Annotated in this window: 21 protein-coding genes; 7 read left to right on the forward strand and 14 right to left on the reverse strand. The window is 71.3% G+C overall.

The features are described 5' to 3' along the window. Positions 1-25: 25 nt before the first annotated feature. Positions 26-646 carry a hypothetical protein gene (locus IE272_RS30590; protein ID WP_073960769.1) on the forward strand — a complete coding sequence of 207 codons (621 nt, stop codon included), beginning with the start codon at positions 26-28 and terminating at the stop codon, positions 644-646. 67 nt (positions 647-713) lie between these two features. Here the strand turns inward: IE272_RS30590 and IE272_RS30595 are convergent, their stop codons facing one another. Then, the gene (locus IE272_RS30595) at positions 714-2,636 is read right to left on the reverse strand and encodes an AMP-dependent synthetase/ligase (RefSeq protein WP_057663640.1); all 1,923 of its coding nucleotides are present in this window, start codon (positions 2,634-2,636) and stop codon (positions 714-716) included. 82 nt (positions 2,637-2,718) lie between these two features. Next, a complete protein-coding gene (locus IE272_RS30600; RefSeq protein WP_050358771.1) occupies positions 2,719-4,014 on the reverse strand; it encodes an acetyl-CoA C-acetyltransferase in 1,296 nt (431 codons plus the stop codon). A gap of 100 nt (positions 4,015-4,114) precedes the next feature. Here IE272_RS30600 and IE272_RS30605 point away from each other — a divergent pair, with 100 nt between their 5' ends. Together IE272_RS30605 and IE272_RS30610 are read left to right on the forward strand one after the other, a co-directional pair. Continuing rightward, positions 4,115-5,437, forward strand: a complete 1,323-nt coding sequence (locus IE272_RS30605) for a 3-oxoacyl-ACP reductase (protein ID WP_050358770.1) — start codon at positions 4,115-4,117, stop codon at positions 5,435-5,437. A 5-nt stretch (positions 5,438-5,442) separates the two neighbouring features. Further along, the gene (locus IE272_RS30610) at positions 5,443-6,297 is read left to right on the forward strand and encodes a MaoC/PaaZ C-terminal domain-containing protein (RefSeq protein WP_190009086.1); all 855 of its coding nucleotides are present in this window, start codon (positions 5,443-5,445) and stop codon (positions 6,295-6,297) included. Here the strand turns inward: IE272_RS30610 and IE272_RS30615 are convergent. Both IE272_RS30615 and IE272_RS30620 read right to left on the reverse strand, forming a co-directional pair. Further along, positions 6,283-6,960: a DUF2238 domain-containing protein gene (locus IE272_RS30615; protein WP_050358768.1), complete on the reverse strand. Its 678-nt coding sequence runs from the start codon at positions 6,958-6,960 to the stop codon at positions 6,283-6,285. The genes IE272_RS30610 and IE272_RS30615 overlap by 15 nt on opposite strands. A gap of 181 nt (positions 6,961-7,141) precedes the next feature. Beyond that, a complete protein-coding gene (locus tag IE272_RS30620) occupies positions 7,142-7,786 on the reverse strand; it encodes a TetR/AcrR family transcriptional regulator (RefSeq protein ID WP_097967043.1) in 645 nt (214 codons plus the stop codon). A gap of 198 nt (positions 7,787-7,984) precedes the next feature. On the opposite strand from IE272_RS30620, the gene IE272_RS30625 reads away from it, so the two are divergent. Further along, complete coding sequence (locus IE272_RS30625) at positions 7,985-9,220, forward strand: alpha/beta hydrolase family protein (protein WP_190009054.1); 1,236 nt, start codon at positions 7,985-7,987, stop codon at positions 9,218-9,220. Between the two features lie 88 nt (positions 9,221-9,308). On the opposite strand, the gene IE272_RS30630 is transcribed toward IE272_RS30625, so the two are convergent. The 5 genes from IE272_RS30630 to IE272_RS30650 all read right to left on the reverse strand — a co-directional run bounded on the left by IE272_RS30630 (position 9,309) and on the right by IE272_RS30650 (position 13,862). Then, positions 9,309-10,682, reverse strand: coding sequence for a dicarboxylate/amino acid:cation symporter (locus IE272_RS30630; protein ID WP_050359008.1), 1,374 nt, complete (start codon positions 10,680-10,682; stop codon positions 9,309-9,311). A gap of 454 nt (positions 10,683-11,136) precedes the next feature. Further along, positions 11,137-11,430: a DUF4229 domain-containing protein gene (locus IE272_RS30635; protein ID WP_050358765.1), complete on the reverse strand. Its 294-nt coding sequence runs from the start codon at positions 11,428-11,430 to the stop codon at positions 11,137-11,139. Between the two features lie 110 nt (positions 11,431-11,540). After that, entirely contained in the window at positions 11,541-12,077 is a 537-nt protein-coding gene (locus IE272_RS30640) for a GNAT family N-acetyltransferase (protein WP_050358764.1), read from the reverse strand. A 116-nt stretch (positions 12,078-12,193) separates the two neighbouring features. Beyond that, entirely contained in the window at positions 12,194-13,357 is a 1,164-nt protein-coding gene (gene mqnE, locus IE272_RS30645) for an aminofutalosine synthase MqnE (RefSeq protein WP_032794822.1), read from the reverse strand. Positions 13,358-13,406: 49 nt separating this feature from the next. After that, a complete protein-coding gene (locus IE272_RS30650) occupies positions 13,407-13,862 on the reverse strand; it encodes an Lrp/AsnC family transcriptional regulator (RefSeq protein WP_018961621.1) in 456 nt (151 codons plus the stop codon). Between the two features lie 121 nt (positions 13,863-13,983). Between IE272_RS30650 and IE272_RS30655 the strand changes: the two genes are divergently transcribed. After that, complete coding sequence (locus tag IE272_RS30655) at positions 13,984-14,130, forward strand: hypothetical protein (protein ID WP_007460445.1); 147 nt, start codon at positions 13,984-13,986, stop codon at positions 14,128-14,130. A 7-nt stretch (positions 14,131-14,137) separates the two neighbouring features. Here the strand turns inward: IE272_RS30655 and IE272_RS30660 are convergent, their stop codons facing one another. Then, entirely contained in the window at positions 14,138-14,824 is a 687-nt protein-coding gene (locus IE272_RS30660) for a UbiX family flavin prenyltransferase (RefSeq protein WP_050358763.1), read from the reverse strand. Between the two features lie 121 nt (positions 14,825-14,945). On the opposite strand from IE272_RS30660, the gene IE272_RS30665 reads away from it, so the two are divergent. Beyond that, on the forward strand, positions 14,946-15,578 hold the full coding sequence (locus tag IE272_RS30665; protein ID WP_050358762.1) for a rhomboid family intramembrane serine protease: 633 nt from the start codon (positions 14,946-14,948) through the stop codon (positions 15,576-15,578). 6 nt (positions 15,579-15,584) lie between these two features. Here IE272_RS30665 and mqnP read toward each other — a convergent pair whose 3' ends face one another. Further along, entirely contained in the window at positions 15,585-16,505 is a 921-nt protein-coding gene (mqnP, locus tag IE272_RS30670; RefSeq protein WP_050358761.1) for a menaquinone biosynthesis prenyltransferase MqnP, read from the reverse strand. Continuing rightward, entirely contained in the window at positions 16,502-17,959 is a 1,458-nt protein-coding gene (locus IE272_RS30675) for a menaquinone biosynthesis decarboxylase (RefSeq protein WP_007460435.1), read from the reverse strand. The genes mqnP and IE272_RS30675 overlap by 4 nt, the downstream gene beginning before the upstream one ends. Positions 17,960-18,166: 207 nt before the next feature. Here IE272_RS30675 and IE272_RS30680 point away from each other — a divergent pair, with 207 nt between their 5' ends. Further along, positions 18,167-18,523: a PLD nuclease N-terminal domain-containing protein gene (locus IE272_RS30680; RefSeq protein ID WP_190009088.1), complete on the forward strand. Its 357-nt coding sequence runs from the start codon at positions 18,167-18,169 to the stop codon at positions 18,521-18,523. Positions 18,524-18,612: 89 nt separating this feature from the next. Here IE272_RS30680 and ccsB read toward each other — a convergent pair whose 3' ends face one another. Both ccsB and resB read right to left on the reverse strand, forming a co-directional pair. Further along, positions 18,613-19,692: a c-type cytochrome biogenesis protein CcsB gene (gene ccsB / locus IE272_RS30685; RefSeq protein WP_050358759.1), complete on the reverse strand. Its 1,080-nt coding sequence runs from the start codon at positions 19,690-19,692 to the stop codon at positions 18,613-18,615. Further along, on the reverse strand, positions 19,689-21,509 hold the full coding sequence (gene resB / locus IE272_RS30690) for a cytochrome c biogenesis protein ResB (RefSeq protein WP_057663646.1): 1,821 nt from the start codon (positions 21,507-21,509) through the stop codon (positions 19,689-19,691). The genes ccsB and resB overlap by 4 nt, the downstream gene beginning before the upstream one ends. Position 21,510 lies beyond the last annotated feature (1 nt).

The raw sequence follows: 21,510 nt of genomic DNA on the forward strand, positions 1-21,510 counted from the left end.
TCGTGGTGTGCCGAAGCATGAGCGCATGTCACTGAACACATCGCCGAACGGTCTGCGTTCGCTGGCCCGCCGCGTGGTACCCGCGCTGCTGGTCGCCCAAGTCGCCCTTTTCCCGCTCCAGTCCGCCTCGGCCACCGCGCTCACCGCGCACCCGTGCGCGTCGTCCGCCGGCTGCGGTTCGGTCGTCGTCGCGCCCGTCTCGCAGGCCGCACCGGAGCACGGTGACTGCACCAGTCCGGAACCGGTCGTGTGCCTGATCCGGAGCGAGACGCCGCAGCAGCGCGAGGTCGCCCGCGCACAGCGGATGCGCTATCACGACCTCCTTGAGGACATGGAACGCACGGAGTGCGCCATGCGCGCCGAAGGGCGCTCGGAGGAGGACATCGCCCGCGCTCTGGTCGAGATGCGCAATGACGCCAAGGACGTCGTCCGCGCCGGCATGACCCCGGAGCAGGTCGCGGAGCTGGAGGCGCGCAACCAGAAGAAGTACGGGAACCCGCTCGGCCCGACGGCGGACCAGCTCTACCTGAAGTACGGCTCCTGGGAGAAGGTCTCCGAAGCCGCCACGCGTTCGAGCGCGGCCGTGGACCGGGAGCTCGGCCTGGAATTCCGCCACTGCTCCTGTGACGTCCTCCAGGCCGCCTGACCGGTTCCGCCAAACGCCCGGAGCGGGGGCGGGCCCGACCCGTGGGGGCAGGCCCCGCCCCCGCCCCTCACTTCCGGTACAACGTCTCGATCTCCCCCGCGAAGTCCCGCGCGATCGCGTCCCGCTTCAGCTTCAGCGACGGCGTCAGGTGGCCCGCCTCCTCCGTGAAGTCCACGGCCAGGACCGTGAACTTACGGATCGACTCCGCGCGGGAGACCAGGCGGTTGGCCTCGTCGACCGCCTTCTGGAGCGACGTGCGCAGGTCCTCGTCGTGGACCAGGTCCCGCATCGGGATGTCCTGCTTCTTGGTCATCTGGCGCCAGTGCTGGAGGCCGTCCGGCTCCAGGGTGATCAGGGCGGTGATGAACGAGCGGTTGTCGCCGACGACCATGCACTGGCTGACCAGGGGGTGGGCGCGCAGCCAGTCCTCCAGCGGGGCCGGGGTGACGTTCTTGCCGCCCGACGTGATGATGATGTCCTTCTTGCGGCCCGTGATCGTCAGATAGCCGTCCTCGTCCAGCGCGCCCAGGTCGCCCGTGGGGAACCAGTCGTCCGGCAGGAGCGCCGGGGTCACCTCCGCCCGTTCGCCGTCCCAGTAGCCCCGGAAGACCTGGCCGCCCCGCAGGAGCACCTCGCCGTCGTCCGCGATGCGCACCGACGTGCCGGGCAGCGGCCAACCGACCGTGCCCAGGCGGGGTTTGAGGGGCGGGGTCACCGTGTGGGCGGCCGTGGTCTCCGTGAGGCCGTAGCCCTCGAAGATGCCGATGCCGGCGCCCTCGTAGAACGCGGCGAGCCGGCGGCCCAGCGGGGAGCCGCCGCAGATCACGTACCGGACCCTGCCGCCGAGCGCCGCCCGGATACGGCGGTAGACCAGCGGGTCGTACAGGGCGCGGGCGGCGCGCAGGCCCAGACCGGGGCCCGGTCCCGTACCGTGTTCGGCGGCCTCGACCGCCTTGCCGTAGCGCTGGGCTATGCGGGCCGCCCGGTCGAACGAGGAGGCCCGGCCCATCTTCTCGGCCGTCGCCCGCCCCGTGTTGTAGACCTTCTCCAGGACGTACGGGATGGCGAGCAGGAAGGTCGGGCGGAAGCCCGCCAGGTCCGCCAGCAACTCCTCCGTCTGAATGGACGGCGCGTGGCCCAGGCGCACCCTCGCCCGCATGCAGCCGATCGCCACCATGCGGCCGAACACATGGGAGAGGGGGAGGAAGAGGAGGGTGGAGGCCGGGTCCTTCGAGACCGACTTGAAGACCGGGTGCAGGAGTTCGATCGCGTTGTCGACCTCGGCGAAGAAGTTGCCGTGGGTCAGGACGCAGCCCTTCGGGCGGCCCGTGGTGCCCGAGGTGTAGATCAGGGTGGCGGGGGTGTCCGGTTCCAGGGAGGCCCGGCGGGCCGTCACCGCCGCGTCCGGGATGTCCTTGCCGAGGGACTTCAGGTGGCCGATCGCCCCCGTGTCGAACTGCCACAGATGCGCCAGGTCGCCGAGCTGCTTGCGCTCCTGGCTGATCACGCGGCCCTGTTCCTTCGACTCCACCGCGCATGCCACCGCGCCCGAGTTCTGGAGGATCCAGCGGGCCTGGAAGGCGGAGGAGGTCGGGTAGATGGGGACCGTCACCAGGCCGGCCGCCCAGGACGCGAAGTCCAGCAGCGTCCACTCGTACGTCGTCCGGGCCATGATCGCGACCCGGTCGCCCGCCCGCAGCCCCTCCGCCATCAGGCCCTTGGCCACGGCCAGCACCTCGGCGGCGAACTCGGCCGCCGTCACGTCCTGCCACACGCCCTCGGCGTCCTTGCGGCTGAGCACCGGATCCGACGGGGCCTCCCGGGCGTTGTCGAACGGGATCTCGGCGAGCGAGCCGCGCTCCACGACCGGTGCGGACCTCGGTACGGAGACCTCCTGGACCCTCCCGTCGGGGCCTCGCCTCTTCGTCGGTTCGACCAGAACGGGCTTGACTGCGGGGGCGGTTGCGGCGGCGGAAGGTGGCGTTGACACGTGCGGCTCCTCGGTTCGGGGGTCGGGCGGGTCGGTCCGCCGGGTCGTCCGTCCGGCAGTGGTGCGGCAAGAGGCGAGCGGGTCAGGGGCGTTCCAGGATGGCCGTCACCCCCTGGCCGCCCGCCGCGCAGATCGAGATCAGGCCCCGGCCCGGCGCGTCCCGTTCCGCGAGGAGCTTGGCCAGGGTGGCGACGATCCGGGCGCCCGTCGCGGCGAAGGGGTGGCCGGTGGCCAGGGAGGACCCGGCCACGTTCAGGCGGGCCCGGTCCACCGGGGCGAGGCCCTGCTTCTCCCAGGCGGCGAGGGTGGCCAGCACCTGGGAGGCGAACGCCTCGTGGATCTCGTACAGGTCGAAGTCCTCGATCCCCAGCCCGGCCCGCTCCAGCAGGCGCGGCACCGCGTACGCCGGTGCCATGAGGAGGCCGTCGTCGCCGTCCACGTAGTCCACCGCCGCCGTCTCGTACAGGGAGAGGTGGGCGAGCGGCTCCAGACCCCGCTCCCGTGCCCACTCCTCCGTCGCCAGCAGGACCGTCGCCGCCCCGTCCGTCAGCGGGGTCGAATTGCCTGCCGTCATGGTGGGGTCGGGGTCGGATGTCCCGAACACCGGCTTGAGCGCCGCCAGTTTCCCGACCGTTGATCCCGGGCGGAGGTTCTGGTCCCGGTCCAGGCCCCGGTACGGGACCACCAGGTCGTCCAGGAAGCCCCGTTCGTACGCGGCCGCCAGGCGCTGGTGGCTGGTGGCGGCCAGCAGGTCCTGGTCCTCGCGGCTCACCGCCCAGCGGCGGGCGGTGACGGCGGCGTGCTCGCCCATCGACAGGCCGGTGCGGGGTTCGGCGTTGCGCGGGATGTCCGGGACGAGGTGGCGGGGGCGGACGGCGGCCAGCGCCTTGAGGCGGGCGCCCGCCGTCCTCGCGCGGCGGGCGGCGAGCAGGATGCGGCGCAGTTCGTCGTTGACGCCGAGCGGGGCGTCGCTGGTGGTGTCGGAGCCGCCCGCGATCGCCGAGTCGACGGACCCGAGCGCGATCGTGTTCGCGGCGGCGATCACCGCCTGGAGGCCCGTGCCGCAGGCCTGTTGGATGTCGTAGGCCGGGGTGCGCGGGTCGAGCGCGGAGCCGAGGACCGTCTCCCTCGCCAGGTTGAAGTCGCGGCTGTGCTTGAGGACCGCGCCCGCGACGAACGCCCCGACCCGGTCCCCGGCCAGGCCGTACCGCTCCACGAGGCCGTCGAGCGCGGCCGTCAGCAGATCCTGGTTGGAGGCGGTCGCGTACGGGCCGTCGGAGCGGGCGAAGGGAGTACGGCTGCCGCCGATGACCGCGACGCGGCGCGGCTGCGGCAGGGCGAGGGGAATCGACGGGCGCGGGCGCGTCACCGTGACCATCTCGTCTCGGTCGGTCCGGGATTGTTCATCTCGACCAGCTCCTGACTCTTAAGTAACCTTACTCAGGAGTAAATCTACGACCGAGCAGGGAGTCAGGACAATGGCCGATCGCTATCTGCACCTCACCGGCACAGCACCCGGCCGCTTCCTCACCCGGCGGCTCGGCCTGCCGCAGCCCGCCCCGCTGCGCCGCTGGACCCTGGAGACCCCGCGCCTGGACGGGCCGCTGCTGCACCTGACCGCCGGGACCTCGGCGATCCGGGACGGACTGGCGAAGGTGCTGGCCACGACCGGGCTCACCGTCGAGGCGCGGCCGGCGCGGCCCGCCGGAATCGTCCTGGACGCCACGGGGGTCACCTCCGCCCGGGGACTCGCCGAGGTGCACGCCGCCCTCCATCCCGTCGTACGGTCGCTGGCTCCCGGTGGCCGGATCGTCGTCATCGGCACGCCGCCGTCCCCCGAGGACCACCATCAGGCCGCTGCCCAGCAGGCGTTGGAGGGTTTCGTCCGGTCGCTGGGCAAAGAGGTCGGGCGGGGCTCCACGGTCCAGCTCCTGCGGCTCCCGGCCGACGGGACGCCGGAGGCCGCCGAGTCCACCCTCCGCTTCCTCCTCTCCCCCCGGTCCGCGTACGTCAGCGGCCAGGTGATCGAGCTGACCTCCGCCGCCCCGGGCTCCGTGCCCGACTGGGCCGCCCCGCTCGCCGGCCGGACCGCCCTGGTCACCGGCGCCGCCCGGGGCATCGGCGCGTCCGTCGCCTCGGTGCTCGCCCGCGACGGGGCACAGGTGATCGTGCTGGACGTCCCCGGGGCCCGGGACGACCTGGTGCGCACCGCCGACCGGCTCGGGGCCACCGCGCTCCCGCTGGACATCACCGCACCCGACGCCGCGGCCCGCATCGCCGCCGCCGCACCGGACGGGCTCGACGTCCTCGTCCACAACGCGGGCATCACCCGCGACCGCCGCCTCGCCAACATGCCGGCCGAACGCTGGGCCCAGGTCATCGAGGTCAACCTCGACAGCGTGCTCCGCACCACCGACGAGCTCCTGGCCTCGGGCGCCCTGAACCGGGGCGGCCGGATCGTCGCCACCGCCTCCATCGCGGGCATCGCGGGCAACGACGGCCAGACCAACTACGCGGCCAGCAAGGCGGGCGTCATCGGCCTGGTCCGCTCGCTCGGCCCGCGCGCCGCCGCCGGGCACGGCGTCACCGTCAACGCGGTGGCCCCCGGCTTCATCGAGACGAGGATGACCGCCGCCGTGCCGTTCCTCATCCGTGAGGCGGGCCGCCGGATGAACTCCCTCTCCCAGGGCGGGCTCCCGGCCGACGTCGCCGAGGCCGTCGCGTGGTTCGCCCAGCCCGCCTCCGGGGCCGTCAACGGCCAGGTGCTGCGCGTCTGCGGCCAGAGCCTGCTGGGGGCATGAGTCCGATGACCTCGCTCACCGCCTCGCTCGCGCGCGGGGCCCTCACCTCGCCGTTCAAGCGCGCCGGACGGCCGGACGCCACACTGCCCGCCGACCGCCTGGCCCGCCCGGCCGCGCCCGTCGCGCCCGGCCCCCTCGCCGCGTACGGGAGGATCTGCGGGTTCACGGAATCCGGGCCGCTGCCGCTCACGTACCCGCATGTACTGGCCTTCCCGCTCACCATGCGGCTGATGACCGGACACGCCTTCCCCCTGCCGGTGCTCGGGCTCGTCCACACCTGGATCGAGATCACCCCGCACCGGGCCGCGGCGCCCGCCGAACCACTCGAACTGACGGTGTACGCAGAGAAGTTGACCCCGCACCGGCGGGGCACCGAGGTCACGATGGCGACCGAGGCGCGGGTGGACGGGGAGCTGGTGTGGGAATCGCGCAGCGGCTATCTGTCCCGTCACCGGCAGGCCGCGCAGGCGGCCGGCCCCGTCACCGCCGTCCCCCCGGACGCCGGGGGCCTTCCGTCCCGCGCCGAATGGCGACTGCCCGGTAATCTGGGGCGGCGCTACGGGGCCGTCTCCGGGGACCGCAACCCGATCCACCTCCACCCGCTGACCGCCCGGCTGTTCGGCTTTCCCCGGGCCATCGCGCACGGCATGTGGACGGTCGCCCGCTGCCTGGCCGAGGCCGGCGACCCGTCCTCGATCCGTTCCGTACGGGCCGGGTTCAGGGCTCCCGTCCTGCTGCCCGCCACCGTGACGTACGCGGCCGACGCCACCGGGAACGCCTTCGAACTGCGCGGCCCCGACGGGCGCGTGCACCTGGTGGGGGCGGTGACGAGGCAGACCGGGGGTTCACCGACGGGGTGACCGCTCCAGCCCCGGGCGGGTGAGGGCACGGTCGTGGACGCGGCTCAGGATCAGCAGGGCGCAGATGGCGCCGATCAGGGCGCAGAACATGTCCCACTGGGTGTCCCACACGTCCCCCTGCGTTCCCAGGAACGCGTCCGCGGCCTCGCCGCCGGTGACGGCCGCCAGCCATTCCAGCATCTCGAAGACGGCGCTGAAGGCCAGGCAGGCGCAGACGGTGAGGACGGCGAGCCAGCGGCTGCCGCGCAGAGGGGAGGTGCGGACGAGCAGTTCGCGCACGAGGACGGCCGGGACGAAGCCCTGCACGAGGTGGCCGAAGCGGTCGTAGGGGTTGCGTTCCCATCCGAGCCAGTCGCGCACCCAGTCGCCCACCGGCACCTCCGCGTAGGTGTAGTGGCCGCCCACGATGAGCACCAGGGCATGCGCCGCCAACAAGCCGCAGAGCAGGCCACTCAGCGGGAAACGGTTGCGGAACAGGATGATCAGCGGCAGGCCCGCCATCACCCACACCGTCTCCAGCAGCCAGGTGGTCGGGTCGGCGGCGCCGAACCTCGACACGACGAGCGCCGCGGTCACCGCGACGGCAAGGGCGGCCGGCAGCCGGCGGCTCGACGACAGCCGCACGTCCAGCGACGGGGCGGGGTTCGGGGTGGTGGCGGCCATCGCCTGCTCCTAGGAGGTCGGTACGGGCCGCCAGTCTCAGCCTCGCGGGCAAGCGCCTTCTTGAGTACATGTACTCAACCAGCGGCCGATGAAGATGAGTTGCTACCCACCCGCCCCGGGGTTGCCCGCCGCGACCGCCAGGGGGCGCCGTGCCCGCCCCGGCCCGACCGGGAAGGCGTCCCTACGCCGCCGGAGGCTGCCAGGGCCGGGCGTGCATCAGGTTCTCCAGGCCCGCCCAGGCGAAGTTCATGAGGGTCGCCGCGGCCTCCTTCGCCGAGACGTCCGGGGTGTCGTTGGCCCAGCCCGCCAGCGACTCCGCGGCCCCCACCAGCGCCTGCGCGAGCCCCACCACGTCCCGGTCCGCGAGTGCGGGGTCACGGTGCGCCTCGCGGGCGGCGGCCCCGATCAGACCCGTCACGAACGCGACGATCTCGTCCCGCATGGAGCCGAGCTCGCTGACGAACGGCTCCCCGTGCGAGCGCGCCTGGCGGTGCAGGACCGACCAGCCGTCCGGGTTCTCGGCGGTGTGGAGGAAGAACGCCCGCAGTCCCGCCCACAGTTGGCCGTCGGCGGGCAGCCCCGGCTCCACCCCGGCGCGCACCGCCTCCAGCAGGGCGTTCGCCTCGCGGCGGATGCAGGCGGAGAACAGCTCTTCCTTGGAATTCAGGTACAGGTAGACCAACGGCTTGGACACGCCCGCCAGCTCCGCGATCTCGTCCATCGAGGCGGCCCGGTAGCCGCGCTGCCCGAAGGTCCGCACCGCGGCGTCCATCATCTGCTGCTCGCGCACGGCGCGCGGCATCCGTTTGCTCTTCACTGCACCCATGTCGATCCTCCCCGCCCCCACTGCCCTGCTCCCGCCCCAGGGTACGGCGGCCCGCGGCCCGGCGTCGTGGAGAGCGATCACCGGTGGCGGGGACCCGCCCGTGCGACCGGCGGAGGAGAGGGGTCATCCCCTGGTCCGACAACGCTTCCACCCGGCGTCCGATGCGGGCCGTCCGGGCCGCCGCCTAGCGTTGCGGACATGACGATCTCGCTTCGCAACAGACCGGCCGGGGTCGCCGCGACCGCCGCGGCGCTCGCCCTGACCGCTCTGGCCGCGCTGGCCACGGCCGCGCCCGCCTCGGCGTCCGGTCCGGCGCCGGCCACCGCCTTAGCCCCCGCCTCCGCCGCCCCGGCCGAGCCTGCGGCGCCCACCCTTCCCCGCCCCACCGGCCGGTACGCCACCGGCCGCGACACCCTGTTCCTCACCGACCACACGCGCACCGACGCCTGGGTGCCGGCCGCCGGGCCGCGCCAGTTGCTGGTGTCGCTGAACTACCCGGCCCGCCCCGGCACCGGCGGCGACCCGGCCCCGTACCTGACGAAGGAAGAGGCGCGGCTGATGCTCGCGCAGCGCGGCCTTGAGGACGTCGTGCCGCCCGAGCTGGTCAGCGACATCGGCACCCATGCCCGTACGGCGGCCCGTCCGGCCCCGGGCCGCTTCCCCCTGGTCCTGCTCTCCCCCGGCTTCGGCACGCCCCGGGCCACGCTGACCGGGCTCGCGGAGGAACTGGCGAGCCGGGGTTACGTCGTGGCGACCGCGGACCATCCGTACGAGTCGACCGGTACGCAGCTGCCCGACGGGCGGGTCCTCACCTGTGCGGCCTGCGACAAGGTGGACGCACAGCCCGACGACGCCGCGCGGCGGGAGGTCCTGGCCGCCGTCTCCGCCGGGCGGGCCGACGACTTCTCGTTCCTGCTGGACCGGCTGACCGGCCCGGACCCGGCATGGCGGCACTCGCGGACGATCGACCCGCGGCGGGTGGGCATGGCGGGCCACTCCATCGGGGGCAACGCGGCCTCCTCCACGATGGCCGCCGACCGCCGGGTGGACGCGGGGGTCGACATGGACGGCACGTTCTTCGACCCGGCCCCCGTCCGGGGGCTGGACGGGCGACCGTTCCTGATGCTGGGCACCGACCCCGGGCACGGCCCCGGCGTCGACAGGTCCTGGGACGACGCCTGGGACCGGCTGGACGGCTTCAAGCGGTGGCTGACGGTCCGGGACTCCGGGCACTTCACCTTCACCGACCTCCCCGAGATCGGTGAGCAGCTCGGCATCGAGGACCCGGAAGCGCCCCTCTCCGCCGCGCGCTCGACCACGATCACCCGGAGCTATGTGACGGCCTTCTTCGACCGGAGCCTGCGCGGCCGGCCGGCCCGCCTGCTGAACGGCCCGACCCCGGCCAACCCCGAGGTCCTCTTCCAGCACCCCTGACCGTACGGACAGCACGACAGCGCCCTCGGACCACCACGTTCCGTACGTGGTCCGAGGGCGCTGTCAGGACGGCCGGGGCCGAGTGGCGCTAGGCGGTGACGGGCACCGCGCTCTGGGGCTCCGCGTCGCGGACCTCGTCCCGGTCGGTGTCACCGAACGAGTCGATCGGGGAGGCCGAGGCCGAGTTGTACGCGTCGTGGTCGAGGATCTTCTCCCGGGCCGCGACGATCACCGGGACCAGCGCCTGGCCGGCCACGTTGGTGGCGGTGCGCATCATGTCCAGGATCGGGTCGATGGCCATCAGCAGGCCGACGCCCTCCAGCGGGAGGCCCAGCGTGGACAGGGTGAGGGTCAGCATGACCGTCGCGCCGGTGAGACCGGCGGTGGCCGCCGAGCCGATCACCGAGACGAAGGCGATCAGGAGGTAGTCGCCGATGCCCAGCTGCACGTCGAAGATCTGCGCGATGAAGATCGCCGCCAGCGCCGGGTAGATCGCGGCGCAGCCGTCCATCTTCGTGGTGGCGCCGAACGGGACGGCGAAGGAGGCGTACTCCTTCGGAACGCCGAGGCGCTCGGTGACCTTCTGCGTGACCGGCATCGTGCCGACCGAGGAGCGGGAGACGAAGGCGAGCTGGATCGCGGGCCAGGCGCCCTTGAAGAACTGGAGCGGGCTGACCTTGGCGACGGTGGCCAGGAGCAGCGGGTAGACGCCGAACATCACCAGGGCGCAGCCGATGTAGACGTCGGCGGTGAACGTCGCGTACTTGCCGATGAGGTCCCAGCCGTAGTCGGCGATGGCGTAGCCGATGAGGCCGACGGTGCCGATCGGAGCGAGGCGGATGACCCACCACAGGGCCTTCTGGAGCAGCTCCAGGATCGACTGGCTGAGGGTGAGGATCGGCTTGGCCCTGTCGCCGAGCTTGAGGGCGGCGATACCGGCGACGGCGGCCATGAACACGATCTGGAGCACGTTCAGCTCGGTGAACGGCGTGATCACGTTGTCCGGGACGATGCCGGTCAGGAAGTCGATCCAGCTGCCCTTGGTCTCGGAGAGCGCGCCGTCCTTCGGCGTGAGGCCGGTGCCGGAGCCCGGGTTGGTGATCAGGCCGATCGCGAGGCCGATGGCGACCGCGATCAGGGACGTGATCATGAACCAGAGCAGGGTGCGGGTCGCGAGCCGGGCGGCGTTGTTGACCTGGCGCAGGTTGGTGATCGACACGAGGATCGCGAAGAAGACCAGCGGGGCGACGGCCAGCTTCAGCAGCTGGACGAAGAGCGAGCCGATCTCGTCGAGGGTGGTGACGAGCCAGCCGAGGTCCTGGCTGCGGGCCAGCCAGCCGAGCAGCACGCCGAGGACCAGACCGGCGACGATCTGGGCCCAGAACGGGACCCTGGGTATACGGGAACCGGAGCCGGTGGGCTGCTCGGCCTCGGGGGCGGCGGACGCGGGATTCGCGGACACGGACACACTCCAACTGGGGACGCATCGGGACGCACGGATCCATCCGTGCGGTCGTGCGGTGGAACGGGGACGGGGTCGCGGCGCCCGCATCGGGGGCGGAGCCGCTGCATGATGCCGTATCAGACCTTGCGGCAACAGACCGCGGACATACAGCGGCAGAGATCGACATGCAGGCGCGCCACGAGCGGGATGCTCGCGGCATGACGGAGGCGCACAGCTGTCTTCATGTCGAATACGTTAACACTTGAACTTTGGGAACCTCAAAGCCTTTCTTTGGCTCCCGGGCATGGTTCCGCCGGGCAGAAAAGGCTGGAAAGCGCCGGAAAACAGTGGAGAACGCCGCGAACCCCGGTGCTGGAGCCTGTCGGCTCCGGCCCGGGGTCCGGCGGAGAAGGGGTGCGCACGGCGTGCGCGTGTGAGGAAGCTTACGTGGCGCCTACAGGCACCACGGGTGCTACTGGACCGCGTCCTCGCGGGTGCGGTTGGCGTCGAGGCGTGCCTTGGTGCGGTCGACGGTGGAGACGATCTGCTCGGACATCTCGTCGCGCTGCCTGCGCAGCAGCACGTAGCTGAGCGGGGCGGACAGGAGGAGGCCGAGGAGGATCACCCAGACGATGTTGGAGCCCCCGAGCCCTGCGGGCACCAGCCCGAAGTGGACGGCGACACCGGCGGCGAGGAAGCAGCCGACGAAGATCAGCAGGCGCAACGCCGTGTAACGGATCAACGCGCTCGGCTTGGCAGCGGACACGGCTGGCCCTCTCTCTTCCCATGGACTCTCGACACGCTTCTGCCCGTCCAGTGAAGCATGGCCCGAATTCTCTCGGTTCAGGGGGTTGCCGGGCGGCGGGAGTTCTCGGTTCAGGGGGTCGCGGGGCCCAGCGGGAGCAGCATGATGACGTCGTCCCGGTCGTCGCCGGGGGCGACCCGGATCGCGTCCGGCACCCGGCCGACCTCCTTGTATCCGCAGGCGGCGTAGAAGCGGTCGGCGCCGGTGCCGCCCCGGCAGGTGAGGCGGATCGCCTCGATGCCCTCGACGGAGCGGGCGGCGTCGGCGGCGGCGGCCATGAGGTCGCGGCCGTACCCCCTGCCCTGGTGGCGGGGGTGGACCATGACGGTGTAGAGCCACAGCCAGTGCTTCATCAGCCGGTGGGTGTTCAGGGCGAGGAAGGCGGTGGCGGCGACGGCCCCGTCCTCGTCCCGGCCGACCAGCAGCCGGGTGCGACCGTCCTCGATGGCGACCAGGTGCTTCAGCAGCTCGGGCCGGATCTCCTCGGCCGTGACGGGCGGGACGAAGCCGACGGCACCGCCCGCGTTGCTGACGTCGGCCCACAGGGCGGTGACGCCGTCGCGCAGGGCGGGAGTGAACGAGGGATCCAGCTCGAAGGTAAGCGCCATAAGCGCAGACTAACCATTACACCTCGCTCGGCTCAACCCTGTCCGAAACGCGAGAAAGCCCCGGCCGGGGACGGCGGCCGGGGCTTTCGTTCGGTGTGGGGTCGGGCAGGGCGGCGTCAGACGCGCATCGGCTGCGGTGACTCGCGGCGGTCCGCCTCCGGCCCCGGGTACTCACGCAGGATCTCGTACCGGGTGTTCCGCTCGACCGGCCGGAAACCGGCGTCGCGGATCAGGTCCAGCAGATCCTCGCGGCCGAGCTTGTTCGGCGTGCCGAAGTCGTCGGCGTCGTGCGTGATCTTGTACTCGACGACCGAGCCGTCCATGTCGTCCGCACCGTGCTGCAGCGCGAGCTGGGCGGTCTGCACACCGTGCATCACCCAGAACACCTTGACGTGCGGCACGTTGTCGAAGAGCAGCCGGGAGACCGCGAAGGTCTTCAGCGCCTCGGCGCCGGTCGCCATCGTGGTGCGCGCCTGGAGCTTGTTGCGGACCTTGCCGTCCTTCATGTCCACGAAGTCGTGCTGGTAGCGCAGCGGGATGAAGACCTGGAAGCCGCCGGTCTCGTCCTGCATCTCCCGCAGCCGCAGCACGTGGTCGACGCGGTGACGGGGCTCCTCGATGTGCCCGTACAGCATCGTCGCGGGGGTCTTGAGCCCCTTCTCGTGCGCGAGCCGGTGGATGCGCGACCAGTCCTCCCAGTGGGTGCGGTGGTCGACGATGTGCTGGCGGACCTCCCAGTCGAAGATCTCCGCACCGCCGCCGGTCAGCGATTCGAGACCGGCCTCGATCAGCTCGTCGAGGATCTCGGAGGCCGAGAGGCCGGAGATCGTCTCGAAGTGGTGGATCTCCGTCGCCGTGAACGCCTTCAGCGCGACGTCCGGGAGGGCTTCCTTCAGCGCGCTGAGCGAGCGCGGGTAGTAGCGCCACGGCAGCGTCGGGTGGAGTCCGTTGACGATGTGCAGCTCGGTGAGGTTCTCGCCCTCCATCGCCTTGGCGAGGCGGACGGCCTCCTCGATGCGCATCGTGTACGCGTCCTTCTCGCCCGGCTTGCGCTGGAACGAGCAGTACGCGCACGAGGCGGTGCACACGTTGGTCATGTTGAGGTGACGGTTGACGTTGAAGTGCACCACGTCGCCGTTCTTGCGCGTGCGCACCTCGTGCGCCAGCCCGCCCAGCCACGCCAGGTCGTCGGACTCGTAGAGGGCGATCCCGTCCTCGCGGGTCAGCCGCTCGCCGGCCCGGACCTTCTCCTCCAGCTCGCGCTTGAGTCCCGCGTCCACTAGGCCGCCTCCCATATCTCCGTGTATCAGACTCCGACCAACCGTACGCCTACGCCTCTTCGGGGAGTTCTCCGACCCGGTTCTCCCACTTGGTGGAGAGCACGATCGTCGTACGCGTCCGGGAGACGCCCTTCGTACCGCTGAGGCGGCGGATCGTCTTCTCCAGGCCGTCCACGTCGCCGACCCTGACCTTGAGCATGTACGAGTCGTCGCCCGCGATGAACCAGCAGTCCTCGATCTCCGCGAGGTCCTTCAGCCGGCGCGCCACGTCCTCGTGGTCGGCCGCGTCCGAGAGCGAGATCCCGATCAGCGCGGTCACGCCGAGCCCCAGCGACGCGGAGTCGACGGTGGCGCGGTAGCCGGTGATGACCCCGGCGGTTTCCAGCCGGTTGATGCGGTCGGTGACGCTGGGCCCGGAGAGCCCCACGAGCCGTCCCAGCTCGGCGTACGAGGCCCTGCCGTTCTCCCTGAGGGCCTGGATGAGCTGCCTGTCCACCGCGTCCATATGACTGAAGCCTTCCATTGTTCAGCAGTACCGCGACTTTACGTGTAGAATCTAAGGCATGCAGGGCTGACGCCCTGCAAATCTTCTAGAACATCCAAGAAACGCTTTCGAATCTTCAGGAGTGAACTTCACCGTGTACACGATCGAGATGGCCTACGCCCGGATGCGCGAGCTGCAGGACCTGGCCAACCGCTCGCGTGCCCACCAGCCCGCCGCCGCGCACCGCGTCGACAAGACCCGCACCCCGCGCGCGCACAAGAAGCGCTGACCAGGGCCTATCGGTCCTGAGGGTCTCGGGAACCGCCACCGAGCTCTCCTTCCCAACGGCGGTACAGCCGGTGCGGTACGCCTCCCGCGTCCAGCACCCGCCCCGCGACGAAATCCACCAGATCCTGGATGTGCGTCGCACCCGCGTAGAACGCCGGAGAGGCGGGCAGCACGATCGCGCCCGCCTCGTCCAGGGCCACCATCTGCTTCAGCGTCTGGCCGCTCAGCGGAGTCTCGCGCACCGCGACGACGAGCGGGCGGCGCTCCTTGAGCGTCACGCTCGCGGCCCGCTGGAGCAGATCCTTCGACAGACCGAGCGCCACTCCGGCCACACAGGCCGTCGAGGCCGGCACGATCAGCATCCCCTTCGCCGGGTACGACCCGGAGGACGGCCCTGCGGCCAGATCACCGGCGGGCCAGTGGCGTACGCGCTCCAGCTCCGCCTCCCCCACCGCGAACGCGTCCGGCTTCCCGTCGGCCCCCCGCTCCAGCCAGGTCCGCAGATCCTCGCGCCAGTGACCGTCCCGGAACGCGATACCGGTCTCGTCCAGCAGGGTGAGCCGCGAGGCCCGGCTCACCACCAGGTCCACGCTCTCGCCGGCCGCCAGCAGCCCGCGCAGAACGGCGGCCGCGAACGGGGTCCCCGAAGCACCGGACACCCCGACAATCCAAGGCCGCCGCTGCTGATGAGTCACTGAAGTCCTGGATTCCACACCTGCGAGCCTATCCGGCACGCCCTCGCGCCCGGCACCCGGAACCGGGCGGGCGCCGCAGACGTTCACCGGGTGACGGGCAACCCGGGGGCAGGGGCAGACCATGGGCGACTACTGGACCACCGACCGCACCACGAGCAACGGCACCACCGGCGGTGCGCGGGCCCTGACCGCCGGGCTCCTGATGGCGGGCTGGGTGGCCCTGCTGTGGATCCTCGAAGGAATCGACACGGCCACGGGCAACGCCCTGGACACCTACGGCATCAGCCCGCGCGAGACGGCGGAGCTGCGGGACGTGGTGCCCGCCGCGTTCCTGCACAGCGGCTGGGAACACCTGGCCTCCAACACCGTCCCGCTGCTGGTCCTCGGCTTCATCGCCGCCCTCGCGGGACTGCGCCGGTTCGCCGCCGTCGTCGTGACGATCATCCTGGTCAGCGGCCTCGGCGTCTGGCTGACCGCCCCGTCGGACACGGTGACGCTCGGCGCGTCCGGCGTGGTCTTCGGACTGCTCGGCTATCTGCTGGTCCGCGGCTTCGTGGACCGCCGCCCCTGGGACGTCCTCATAGGCGTCGGCGTCGCCGTGGTCTACGGCTCGCTGCTGTGGGGCGTCCTGCCGACCGACTCGGGCGTCAGCTGGCAGGGCCACCTGTTCGGCCTGGCCGGCGGGGTGGCGGCGGCGTTCCTCTTCCGCCGCCCGTCCGCGCGCCGCGGCCCGGACAACCTGGTCACCGTCTGAGGGGACTCAGGGCGTCAGGCCGCGCACCAGCAGGTCGAGCAGCGCGCAGGCGAACAGCGCGATGCCGATGAAGCCGTTCACCGAGAAGAACGCCCGGTTCAGCCGGGACAGATCGTGCGGCCGCACCACCCGGTGCTCGTAGACGAACGCCACCGCGACGATCACCATGCCGATCCAGTAGAAGACCTCGGCGTCCGTGGCCAGCCCGAACCACACCAGCAGCCCGGTCGTGATCGCGTGGCACACCCGCGCGCCCCACAGCGAGGCCGGGATCCCGAAGCGCGCCGGGAAGGAGTGCACCCCGTGGGCCCGGTCCGCGGCCACGTCCTGGCAGGCGAAGATCAGGTCGAAGCCGCCGATCCAGATCCCCACGGCGAGCCCGAGGATCACCGCGTCCCACGACCAGCTCCCGGTCACCGCGAGCCAGGCGCCGACCGGCCCGATGGCCTGCGCGAGGCCCAGAATGGCGTGCGGGAAGTTCGTGAACCGCTTGCCGTACGGGTAGACCACCATCGGCACGACGGCCAGCGGCGCGAGCGCCAGGCACAGCGGGTTGAGCAGGGCCGCCGCCCCCAGGAAGACCGCCAGCGCGACGAGCGCACCGGTCCACGCGGACTTCACCGACACCGCGCCTGTCACCAGCTCACGGCCGGCGGTGCGCGGGTTCCGGGCGTCGATCTCCCGGTCGATGATCCGGTTGGCGGCCATCGCGAACGTCCGCAGACCCACCATCGCCAGCGTGACGAGCAGCAGCGTGCCCCAGTGGATGGAGCCGTCCAGCCGGAACATCGCGGTCAGCGCGGCGATGTACGCGAAGGGCAGCGCGAACACCGAGTGCTCGATCATCACGAGCCGCAGGAAGGCCTTCACCTTGCTGTCCGATGGCGCGGGCCCGGGAACGGACGCCGCTTCTGCCGTACTGCTCACAGCCCGTATTCCTTCCAGCGCCGGTCGACCTTCGCCGCCGTCTCCGGATCGGAGACGACCATCTCCGGCCACCCGCCGTCCCGGGTGTAGCCCTCCGTGGTCAGCTTCCTGGTGGCGTCGATGCCGGCCTTGCCTCCCCAGAACTGCTGGTACGAGGCGTGGTCCAGGTGGTCGACCGGCCCTTCGGTGACCGTGAGGTCGCGGGCGTAGTCGGTGTTGCCGAGGGCCCGCCAGGCGACCTCGTGCAGATCGTGGACGTCGCAGTCGGAGTCCACCACCACGATCAGCTTGGTCAGCGACATCATGTGCGCGCCCCAGATCGCGCTCATGACCTTCTGCGCGTGCTTCGGGTACTTCTTGTCGATCGAGACGATCGCGCAGTTGTGGAAGCCGCCCGACTCCGGCAGGTGGTAGTCCACGATGTCCGGCACGATGATCTTCAGCAGCGGAAGGAAGAAACGTTCCGTGGCCCGGCCCAGCGGCCCGTCCTCGGTCGGCGGGCGGCCCACCACGATGGACTGGAGCAGCGGCCGCTTCCGCATGGTGACGCAGTCGATGGTCAGTGCGGGGAACGGTTCCTGCGGGGTGTAGAAGCCGGTGTGGTCCCCGAACGGGCCCTCGGGGAGCATCTCGCCCGGCTCCAGCCAGCCCTCGATGACGACCTCCGCCTGCGCGGGGACCTGGAGCGGCACGGTCTTGCAGTCGACCATCTCGATCCGCTTGCCCTGGATGAACCCGGCGAAGAGGTACTCGTCGATGTCCCCGGGCAGCGGCGCGGTGGAGGCGTACGTCACGGCCGGCGGCGCGCCGAAGGCGATGGCGACGGGCAGCCGCTCACCGCGCCGGGCGGCGACCTGGTAGTGGTTGGCGCTGTCCTTGTGGATCTGCCAGTGCATCCCGATGGTGCGCTTGTCGTGCCGCTGGAGCCGGTAGAGGCCCAGGTTCCGGACGCCGTTCTCGGGGTGCTTGGTGTGGGTGAGGCCCAGGTTGAAGAACGAGCCGCCGTCCTCGGGCCAGGTGAACAGCGCGGGCAGCTTGTCCAGGTCGACGTCGTCGCCGGTCAGCACCACTTCCTGGACGGGCGCGTCGCCGGACTTCACCTTCTTCGGCGGCACGTGCACCATCGAGCCGAGCTTCCCGAAGGCCTCCCGCACCCCGACGAAGCCCTGCGGCAGCTCCGGCTTGAGGAGTCCGCCGATCTTGTCGCTGATGTCGCTGTACGACTTCAGCCCGAGGGCCTTCAGGAGGCGCCGGTCGGTACCGAAGACGTTCATGGCCAGGGGCATCGAGGCCCCCTTGACGTTCTCGAACAGCAGGGCGGGCCCGCCCGCCTTGTTGACCCGGTCGACGATCTCGCCGACCTCCAGGTGGGGGTCGACCTCGACCTTGACGCGCTTGAGATCACCATCGCGCTCAAGAGCACGGAGCAGGGAGCGAAGATCGTCGTAAGCCATGCGGTCCAGTTTGTCATCCCCGCCCCCGCGGCCCCGCCGGGGCTCCCCCGGTGCCGCGCACCGAAAGTCCGCCGATCGTCCGCGCACGCGCCCGGCAGGTCCGGCTCCGGGCCCCGGATCCTTCATGCCGAGCCGGTACCCTGGCCGCGACACCGGGCGTCATCCCGCCCACCGCCGCTTCCTGGGGGACGCACCATGAGAGCCCTGATGTTCATCGTCCCGCTGGCTCTGACGATCTACGCGTTCATCGACTGCCTGAACACCACGGAGGAGGACACCAAGCATCTGCCGAAGATCGCCTGGGTCTTCATCATCCTGCTGTTCTGGATTGTCGGCCCGGTCGTGTGGCTCGCCGCCGGCAAGACCCGCCACAACAGGGCCGGGGCCGCGGGACCCGGCTCGTGGCAGCGGAACAGGCGGCAGCAGTGGGTGGCCCCGGACGACAACCCGGACTTCCTCAAGTCGCTCAAGGACGACAAGGACGCCGAGCCCGACGCCGAGGAGGAGCGGGGCCGCCGCGACGGCGGGACGGGCCCCGACGACAAGACCCCGCCGGCCTCCTGACAGCGCACCGACGACCCGCGGCACGGCATACGACGGCTCCCCGGACGAGAATCCGTCCGGGGAGCCGTCGTATGCCGTGCGCGGCCTTCTCAGACCCCCGCGTAGGAGTGCAGGCCGGAGACGAAGATGTTCACGCCGTAGTAGTTGAACAGCCAGCAGGCGAACGCGACGAGCGCCAGGTAGGCGGCCTTGCGGCCCTTCCAGCCGGCGGTGGCGCGGGCGTGCAGATAGGCGGCGTAGGCGACCCAGGTGATGAAGGACCAGACCTCCTTGGGGTCCCAGCCCCAGTACCGGCCCCAGGCGTCGCCCGCCCAGATCGCGCCGGCGATGATCGTGAACGTCCACAGCGGGAAGACGGCCGCGTTGATCCGGTACGAGAACTTGTCCAGCGAGGACGCCGAGGGCAGCCGCTCCATGACGGAGGAGGCGAACTTCCCGGGCGTGCCGCCGGAGGCGAGCTTGCTCTCGTAGCTGTCGCGGAAGAGGTAGAGGACCGTACCGACCGCGCCGAGGTAGAAGACGGCGCCGCAGATGATCGCGGTCGAGACGTGGATCCACAGCCAGTACGAGTGCAGCGCGGGCACCAGCTGGTCGCTGTCGGTGTAGAGCGTCGTGACCGCAATGCCGAGGTCCAGCAGGACGGTGGTCACCAGCGGGAGACCGATCCAGCGGACGTTCTTCTTCAGTGCGAGCAGCACCAGGTAGGAGCCGACCGCCACTGTGGAGAAGGTGATGGAGAACTCGTACATGTTGGCCCAGGGGGCCCGCTGCACCGACAGGGCGCGGGTGGCGACGCCGCTCGCCTCGACGAGGAACGCCACCACGGTCAGCGAGACCGCGATCCGGCCCCACAGGTCGCCCTTGAACGTGCCGCCGGCCGCACCCGGGCCGTCGGGCACGTCACGCGTACCGGTGGCGGAGCGGGTGATGACCTCGGGCCGGTCCAGCACGGCCGTGCCACCGGCGCGCGCCTTCCCCGCGGTGGCGGCGGAGGCACCGGCTCCGGGGGCGGACAGCGCGGCGGCCGTACGGCCGACCTTGCTGCGGCTGCCGAGGACCCACTCCGCGATGTGCGCGAAGAACGCCAGGGTGTAGACGGCCATCGACGAATAGATCAGCACATTGCTGGTGTTCGCCAGGCTCTCGTTGGTTGCGGCGGCGAGATTCACTTCTCAGCCCCTTCGACAGGTGCTTCGGCAGGATGTACGGGCCGGCTCCCGGCCTCGTTCGTGGCGTCGGTCGTGGCGTCGGTCGAGCCGGGCCCGTCCGGCGCGTCCGGTTTCTCCGGCGTGTCCGGGGCCTCCGCGGCGGCGGGGGCGACGGGCGCCGTGGTGACCAGAGCGGCCGACAGGTCGCCCAGTTCCTCGGGGAGCTTCGCGGACTCGCTGCGGCCCAGGCCCGCCATCTCCACGACCGTGACGCCGTCGGCGCCCCGGACCGCCCGCACCCACACCCGGCGGCGCTGGATGAACAGCGAGCCGGCGAGACCGGCGATGGCGGCGACGGATCCGCCGAGCGCCCAGCCGTTGCCCGGCTGCTGGGAGACCTGGAAGCTGGCCCACTCCTCGACGCCGTCGAAGGTGATGGATCCGGCGCCGTCGGGCAGGTCCAGCTTCTCGCCGGGCATCATCATCTTCTTGAGGAGCTCGCCGTCCTCGCCCTTGAACTCCTTCATCTTGGACGTGTCGAGCTGGTAGACGTTCTGCGCGAGCCCGGAGTCGACGCCGAGGGAGCCGTGGTAGGCGCTGAGCGCCAGCACGGGGAAGTCCAGGGCGGGGAACTGCGAGAACATCTGGCCCTTGCCCTCGCCGGCGAAGGTCGGCACGAAGAACGCCTTGAAGCCCAGCTGGGTCTTCTCGCCCTTCTTGTCCTTGTAGCCGTCCATCACCTTGATGGCGCCGGACGAGGTGATGTTGTTGTCGATCGGCAGCAGCGGGACCGCGGACCGCGAGACGACCTTCCCCCTGCCGTCCCGGACGGTGACGACGGGCGCGTAGCCGTGGGCGATCAGATAGACCTTGGTGCCGTCCACGACGAGCGGTTCGTTGACCTTGATGACGCCCTTGCGCTCCGCGCCGTCGGCTCCCTCGGCGTACGTCACCCGGGCCTCGAAGGTCCGCGGGGTGCCGCGCTGCGGGCCGCTCTTCTCGTACGTACCGACGAACTCGTCGAGCACGAAGCTGAACGGGGCCAGCGAGTCGGAGTCGTAGAGCGAGCCCGACTTGAAGTCGTCGTACTGGGTGAGCGTGTTGGAGAAGCCGTCGCCCTCGACGATCAGCTTGCCGCCCTCGGACTTGAAGAGCTGCCCGGAGGCGAAGGCCACCAGCATCACGATCAGGGCGATGTGGAAGACCAGGTTCCCGGCCTCGCGGAGGTAGCCCTTCTCGGCGGCGACCGCGTCGCCCACCTCGTGCGTCCGGAAGCGCCGCCCGCGCAGGACCGCGAGGGCCGCCTCGCGGACCTCCTCGGGCTCGGCCTCCGTGCGCCAGGTGGTGTACGCGGGCAGCCGGGTCAGCCGCTTCGGCGCGCCCGGCGGGCGGCTGCGCAGCTGGCCGACGAACTGGCCGGTGCGCGGCACGATGCAGCCGATGAGCGAGACGAACAGCAGGATGTAGATCGCGGAGAACCACACCGAGCTGTAGACGTCGAAGAGCTGGAGCTTCTCGTAGATCGGGGTGAGGGTGGTGTGCTGGTCCTTGAAGGCCTGCACCTTCATGTCGTCAACGCTGGTCTGCGGGATCAGCGACCCCGGGATCGCGCCGAGGGAGAGCAGGAAGAGCAGGATCAGGGCCACCCGCATGGAGGTGAGCTGACGCCAGAACCAGCGCACCCAGCCGACCACGCTCATCGCGGGCACGCCCGCCCCGGTGTCGGGGCGCTCCTCGCGGGGCGCGGTGGAGAGCCGTTCGCCCGCCGCGCCGTGGGCGGAGCCCCGGCCGCGCTCGTCCTCGCGCTCCCGTGTCTCCGTGCTGTTCGACTTGCTCATG

The organism is Streptomyces anulatus, from assembly GCF_014650675.1.
In the GTDB taxonomy this organism is placed as follows: Bacteria; Actinomycetota; Actinomycetes; order Streptomycetales; family Streptomycetaceae; genus Streptomyces; species Streptomyces anulatus.